This is a genomic window from Desulfosarcina sp., from assembly GCF_046496365.1.
Taxonomy (GTDB): Bacteria; Desulfobacterota; Desulfobacteria; order Desulfobacterales; family Desulfosarcinaceae; genus Desulfosarcina.
On record NZ_JAWOHB010000034.1, the window covers coordinates 1 to 6,813 of the forward strand.

Genomic DNA, 6,813 nt, shown 5'->3' on the forward strand with positions numbered 1-6,813 from the left:
GATCAATCTTTATCTGGAGGTCATGCGCAAAGGCCAGAAGGAGGGTCAATTGAATCCGCATGTTCGGGCAGGCGTGCTCCTGGACTTCATGTTGGGAACCGTCCAACGGGCCTTTACCATGTGGATTTCCAGGGGCCAGCAAGGTCGGCTGACCGATCAGGCCAGCATGCTTTTCGAAATGGTCTGGCGCGCCATTTCCAATCCCGACGCGAATGAGAACTGAACGCATCGGAGTTACGCTTTTGATTAAATGGCGTTATCGGGGGGCCGGTAAGACCATGGTTATCGATCAATCGTTTTAACAAAGGAGCATAGCATGTCAGAACATCCCGATTTGCAAAAATGGAAAAATTTGGCCGCCAAACAACTCAGGGGGCAGCCCCTGGAAACCCTGGAATGGGTTGCACCCGAAGGCATCCGGGTCAAGCCCCTATATACGGCAGAAGACCTTGCGGGCATGCCCCACGTCAACACCCTGCCCGGTTTTGCCCCCTATGTGCGCGGCCCCATGGCCACCATGTATACCGGGCGTCCCTGGACCATCCGGCAGTACGCCGGTTTTTCCACGGCCAAGGACTCCAACGCCTTTTACCGCCGCAACCTGGCTGCCGGCCAGAAGGGCCTTTCGGTTGCATTTGACCTGGCCACCCACCGCGGCTACGATTCCGATCACCCGCGGGTAATCGGTGATGTAGGCAAAGCCGGCGTGGCCATCGATTCGGTGGAAGATATGAAAGTGCTTTTCGACCAGATCCCCCTGGAGAAGATGAGCGTCTCCATGACCATGAATGGCGCGGTGCTGCCCATTATGGCCGGTTATATCGTCGCGGCCGAAGAGCAGGGGGTCAAACAGGCGCAGCTTTCCGGAACCATCCAGAACGACATCCTCAAGGAATACCTGACCCGCAACACTTACATCTATCCGCCCAAACCGTCCATGCGCATTGTTTCGGACATCATTGCCTACTGCTCCCGGAACATGCCCAAGTTCAACACGGTCAGCATCAGCGGCTATCATATGATGGAGGCCGGTGCCAACAGCGTGCTCCAGACGGCCTTCACTCTGGCCGATGGCCTGGAATACGTCCGCGCAGCCATTGACGCCGGACTGGACATCGACGCGTTTGCGCCGCGGCTCAGTTTTTTCTTCGGTGTGGGCATGAACTTTTTCATGGAAATCGCCATGCTGCGGGCAGCCCGCTACCTGTGGCACGATCTGATCAAGCCCTTCAATCCCCAAGACCCCAAATCTTCCATGCTGCGCACCCACGTCCAGACATCCGGCTGGAGCCTCACCCAGCAGGATCCTTACAACAACATCATCCGCACCACCTTGGAAGCCCTGGCCGCAGTGCTGGGCGGTACCCAGAGCCTGCATACCAACTCCTTTGACGAAGCTGTCGGCCTGCCCACGGACTTTTCAGCCCGCATCGCCCGCAACACCCAGATCATCATCCAGGAAGAGTCCCAGGTGTGCCACACGGTCGATCCGCTGGGGGGCTCTTATTACATCGAAGCCCTCACCGATGGCATCATTAAAGAAGCCCGCAAGATCATTAACGAAGTCGAGGAACTGGGCGGCATGGCCAAAGCCATTGAAACCGGCATGCCCAAGCTGCGTGTCGAAGAGTCGGCGGCTCGCAAACAGGCCCGCATCGACCAGGGACTGGATGTCATTGTCGGCGTCAACAAGTACAAGCTCGAAGAAGACACGCGCATGGATGTGCTCGAAGTTTCCCAGCAGGTTCGCGAGGACCAGGTTCGCATGATCAACACGCTCAAGGCCGAACGTGACGCCGCCGCCGTGCGCAGTGCACTCAACGGAGTCACCCGCGCGGCGGAAAACGGCGGCAACCTCCTGGCGGCCAGCATCGACGCCATCCGCGCCCGGGCCACCGTGGGTGAAGTGTCCGACGCCATGGAAAAGGTATTCGGGCGCTTCGTGGCAACCACCCAGTGCATCTCCGGTGTCTATGCCTCCGAATATGCGGATAGTGCTGTCATCGATGCCATTCGCAAGCGTACCAGCGATTTCATGGAAAAAGAGGGGCGCCGACCGCGCATCCTGCTCACTAAAATGGGTCAGGACGGCCACGACCGCGGCATCAAGGTGGTGGCAACCGCCTTTGCCGATCTGGGCTTTGATGTGGATATCAGCCCCATGTTCCAGACGCCGGAGGAAGCGGCCAAGATGGCCGTGGAAAACGACGTTCACCTGGTGGGCGCCTCCAGCCTGGCTGCAGGCCACAAGGCCCTGGTTCCTCAGCTCATCAAAGCGCTCAAAGAGGCGGGCGGCGAGGACATCATGGTCATTGTCGGTGGCGTGATTCCACCCAACGACTACGAATTTCTATACCAGGCCGGTGCCGTGGGCGTCTTTGGACCGGGAACAGCCATCACCGATTCGGCCAACAAGGTGCTCAACGCACTTGACGGCCGAAAATCATAACCGCACATAACGGAAACCATTTTCCCCGATGGTTGCAAAAGACACTGATTTTTATACCGACGGCGTTCGATCAGGCAACCGCCGCATCCTGGCCAAGACCATCACCCTGATCGAAAGCGCCCACCCCGCCCACCGGCAACTGGGGCGCACGGTGGTGGACCGGTTGCTCCCTGATACGGGAAAGGCCGTTCGCCTCGGCATCACCGGCGTTCCAGGTGTCGGCAAGAGCACCTTCATCGAAAGTTTCGGCATGATGCTTGTGGAGAAGGGTCATCAAGTGGCGGTTCTGGCCGTGGACCCTTCCAGCACCCGCAGCGGCGGCAGCGTCATGGCCGATAAAACCCGTATGGAAAAGTTGTCTGTTGCGCCGGGTGCGTTTATCCGCCCATCCCCTTCCGGCGGCACCTTGGGCGGCGTGGCCCGCATGACCCGGGAGACGCTGCTGGTCTGTGAGGCCGCCGGATTCGATGTGGTGATCGTGGAAACGGTAGGCGTGGGCCAGTCGGAAACGACGGTTGCCTCCATGGTGGATTTTTTCCTGGTCCTCATGCTGGCCGGCGCGGGCGATGAGCTTCAAGGCATCAAGAAAGGGGTTCTGGAGCTGGCCGATGGGGTGGCCATCAACAAAGCCGACGGCGACAACATCGAAAAGGCCGAAATGGCCCGACGATCTTATGAGATGGCCCTGCACCTGCTGAACCCGGCAACCCCCAACTGGTCGCCGCCGGTATTGACCTGCAGTGCCTTGACCCTTGCCGGCGTTGACCAGTTGTGGGAGACCGTTCAGGATCACCGGCGTCGGCTGTCGGCCAGCGGGGAATTGGACCAGAAGCGAAGCAGCCAGGCGCTGGCGTGGATGTGGTCGCGCATCGAGGACGGACTCAAGGAGCGTTTCTTCAGCAACCCTGCCATCAAGGCCCGCTTGCGGCATATCGAAGCGTCTGTCAGGCGGGGAGAACTCTCCGCCACCATAGGCGCGGAAACGCTTCTTTTTTTACTTGACAACCCTGGCTGAGTCTATAAGGGTCTGGACCTGGTGGCCGGCTCGCCATTCCAGATCGATAAACTTTTTCAACTAATTATTTTTGTGAAGGATTTGTATTTTCGGACGGCTGGCGGAGTACTTTTAAGATTGACTGGCAGCTAGTCAAAAAGTTCTGCACTACAGGTGAAAGGAATAGGACATGGGTATTGTGAAGGCAAAAATCAAGGATCTCAAGGAACGGGAAGCCCGCATTCTTGGGATGGGCGGGAAAGCGCTGATCGCCAAGCACAAGGAAAACGGCCGACTGACCGCCCGCGAACGGATTGGAAAGTTGTTCGACAAGGGAACCTTTCGGGAAATCGACATGTTCGTTCAGCACCGCTGCGTGAATTTCGGCATGCAGGATGTCGAGATACCCTCGGACGGGGTGGTGACCGGTCACGGCATGGTGGACGGCCGGCCGGTGTTCACCTTTGCCCAGGATTTTACCTCGCGAGCGGGCAGCCTCGGCGAAATGCAGGCCAAGAAGATCTGCAAGGTCATGGACATGGCCCTGAAGGCCGGCGTCCCCTTCGTGGGTCTCAACGATTCGGGCGGTGCCCGCATCCAGGAAGGGGTGGACTCTCTTTCCGGCTTCGGTCAGATCTTCTACCGCAACTCGGTAGCCTCCGGGGTAATCCCCCAGATCTCGGCCATCATGGGGCCCACCGCCGGCGGGGCGGTGTATTCACCAGCCATGACCGATTATATTTTCATGGTCAAAAACACCAGCTACATGTTCATCACCGGCCCTGAAGTGATCAAATCGGTCACCGGAGAGGAGATCAATTTCGAGGATCTGGGCGGTGCCATGACCCACAACGAAAAGAGCGGTGTGGCCCAGTTTGCCTGCGAGAACGATGAGGATGCGCTCAACCAAATCAAACGCCTGCTGGCCTATCTGCCGGCCAACAACATGGAAGAACCACCAGTGGTGGATATGGGCGACGACCCCACACGCACGGACGACGCACTCAACACCATTATCCCGGACAGCCCCAATAAATCCTACGACATGCGCGATGTCATCCGTTCCATCGTAGACAAGGGGGAGATCTTCGAACCCCACCAGTATTTTGCCACCAATATCCTGACAGCCTTTGCCCGGCTAAACGGACGGTCCATCGGCATCATCGCCAATCAGCCCATGGTCATGGCCGGTTGTCTGGATATCAACGCGTCAGACAAGGCAACCCGGTTCATTCGCTTCTGCGACGCCTTCAACATCCCGCTGCTGACCATCGCCGACGTGCCCGGCTACCTGCCCGGCAGCCAGCAGGAGTGGGGCGGAATTATCCGCCACGGGGCCAAGCTCCTTTGGTGCTACAGCGAGGCGACAGTGCCGAAGCTGTTGCTGGTGACCCGCAAGGACTACGGTGGATCCTATCTGGCGATGTGCTCCAAAGACCTGGGAGCCGATTTTGCCTTTGCCTGGCCCACCGCCGAAATCGCCGTTATGGGGGCCGGCGGGGCCGCCAATGTTATTCATCGTAAGGAGATCAAGGGCGCCGCCGATCCCAAGGCCAAACGGGCGGAGAAAATCGCCGAATACGAGAATCTGTTCTCCAACCCTTACTGCGCCGCCCAGCGGGGCTACATCGATGCCGTCATCGAACCGGCACAGACCCGGCCGCGACTCATCGACGCCCTCGAAATCATGTGCAGCAAGCGGGAACTGCGGCCGCCGAAAAAACATGGCAACATCCCGATGTAGCGGCCTGAGCAAAATGCCAATCAAACCCAGAAAAGGTGCTATTTATGGATGCAAATGAGAAAAGACTGGCCGCCGTTCTTGCCGCGGTCGTGGGTTATATCCAGACCGAGGAGGAGGCGCTGGTCATGCCGCCGCCCAGGCGGCCGGAGCGCCGTCATTTTGAGCAGGGCAACCTGTGGGCCCATGCCGGCCGGCAGGGCATGATGCAGATGCGCAATCTCATGCAGATGAAAACCTTCAACCGGTTGCGCTGATGCCGGGATAGCGGCGGGGAACCGAACAAGCCATTCAACACCCAATTTTTAAGAGGAGACCCATACGATGAGTGACCACGATCAAGTCAAGATGACCAAGATGAACTACGATGTGAAACGGCCCGCGGCGGCCAATCCGGTGAAGATCATGGATCTGAGCCTGCGTGACGGACACCAGAGCCTGTTTGCCACCCGCGGCCGCACCGAAGACATGATTCCGGTGGCCGAACTGATGGATCAGGTGGGCTTCTGGGCCGTGGAGACCTGGGGCGGCGCAACCTTCGACACCATGCACCGTTTCCTCAACGAGGATCCCTGGGAACGCATTCGCACCCTGAAGCGTTATTTCAAAAAGACCCCTTTTTCCATGCTGCTGCGTGCCCAGAACCTGGTGGGCTACCGCAACTACGCCGACGACGTGGCCAACGCGTTCATGGATCGGGCCTGCGAAAACGGCATGGACGTCTTCCGGACCTTCGACGCGCTCAACGACTACCGCAACTTCCAGACGGTCGTGCCCAAGATCAAGGAGTACGGCAGACACTTCCAAGGCTGCATCTGCTACAGCATGACCGAACCGCGCCTGGGCGGCGACGTGTACAACCTGGACTACTACGTCAAAAAGGCCAAAGAATTAGAGGCCATGGGCGCCGACAGCATCTGCATCAAGGATATGGCCGGCCTCATCGCCCCCTATGACGCCTACGCGATCGTCAAGGCATTGAAGGCCGCGGTCAAACCACCCGTTCATCTGCACAGCCATTTTACTTCGGGCATGTCACCCATGAGCCACCTCAAAGCCATCGAAGCCGGTGTGGACATCATCGACACCTGCATGAGCCCCTATGCCTACCGGACTTCGCATGCCGCAGTCGAGCCCCTGGTCATGGCCCTGCTGGGCACCAACCGCGACACCGGCTTCGACATCCAGCTGCTGGCCAAGATCAACGAGAAGCTGGAAAAGGAAGTAATGCCCAAATACAAGCACCTGCTGGACGACTCCAAGGTTTCGGTGATCGACATCAATGTGCTGCTGCACCAGACCCCCGGCGGCATGCTCTCCAACCTGGTCAACCAGCTGCGCGAAATGGACGCCCTGGACAAGATCAACGAGGTGTACAAGGAGCTGCCGCGGGTGCGCAAGGAGCTGGGCCAGATCCCGCTGGTCACTCCCACCAGCCAGATCGTGGGTATCCAGACGGTCAACAACGTGCTGTTTGACGACGACAAGCAGCGCTACAAGATGATCACCGCCCAGGTCAAGGATCTGTGCTACGGCCTTTACGGAAAGACCGCCGTACCCATCGATGCCGAAGTACAGAAAAATGCCCTCAAGGGCTATGCCCGGGGTGAAAAACCCATCACCTGCCGC

At 58.6% G+C, this 6,813-nt stretch carries 5 protein-coding genes and 1 pseudogene; all 6 read left to right on the forward strand.

Annotated elements, in window-relative coordinates; all coding sequences use genetic code 11:
* Window positions 1–223: pseudogene (locus tag R6V78_RS01955) on the forward strand (TetR/AcrR family transcriptional regulator); the annotation flags it as partial.
* 93 nt (window positions 224–316) lie between these two features.
* Window positions 317–2,449: a methylmalonyl-CoA mutase gene (scpA, locus tag R6V78_RS01960; protein WP_410287638.1), complete on the forward strand. Its 2,133-nt coding sequence runs from the start codon at window positions 317–319 to the stop codon at window positions 2,447–2,449.
* A gap of 28 nt (window positions 2,450–2,477) precedes the next feature.
* Entirely contained in the window at window positions 2,478–3,464 is a 987-nt protein-coding gene (gene meaB, locus R6V78_RS01965) for a methylmalonyl Co-A mutase-associated GTPase MeaB (protein ID WP_410287639.1), read from the forward strand.
* Between the two features lie 169 nt (window positions 3,465–3,633).
* Window positions 3,634–5,187: an acyl-CoA carboxylase subunit beta gene (locus R6V78_RS01970; RefSeq protein WP_410287640.1), complete on the forward strand. Its 1,554-nt coding sequence runs from the start codon at window positions 3,634–3,636 to the stop codon at window positions 5,185–5,187.
* Between the two features lie 44 nt (window positions 5,188–5,231).
* Complete coding sequence (locus R6V78_RS01975) at window positions 5,232–5,441, forward strand: hypothetical protein (RefSeq protein WP_410287641.1); 210 nt, start codon at window positions 5,232–5,234, stop codon at window positions 5,439–5,441.
* A gap of 67 nt (window positions 5,442–5,508) precedes the next feature.
* Window positions 5,509–6,813, forward strand: a 1,305-nt coding sequence (locus R6V78_RS01980; RefSeq protein ID WP_410287642.1) for a pyruvate carboxylase subunit B, incomplete at its 3' end; no start/stop codon positions are given.

Bases quoted from the DNA above. Each gene is read 5' to 3' on its own strand.
- scpA (WP_410287638.1), top strand. From the start codon at position 317: ATGTCAGAACATCCCGATTTGCAAAAATGGAAAAATTTGGCCGCCAAA.
- meaB (WP_410287639.1), top strand. From the start codon at position 2,478: ATGGTTGCAAAAGACACTGATTTTTATACCGACGGCGTTCGATCAGGC.
- R6V78_RS01970 (WP_410287640.1), top strand. From the start codon at position 3,634: ATGGGTATTGTGAAGGCAAAAATCAAGGATCTCAAGGAACGGGAAGCC.
- R6V78_RS01975 (WP_410287641.1), top strand. From the start codon at position 5,232: ATGGATGCAAATGAGAAAAGACTGGCCGCCGTTCTTGCCGCGGTCGTG.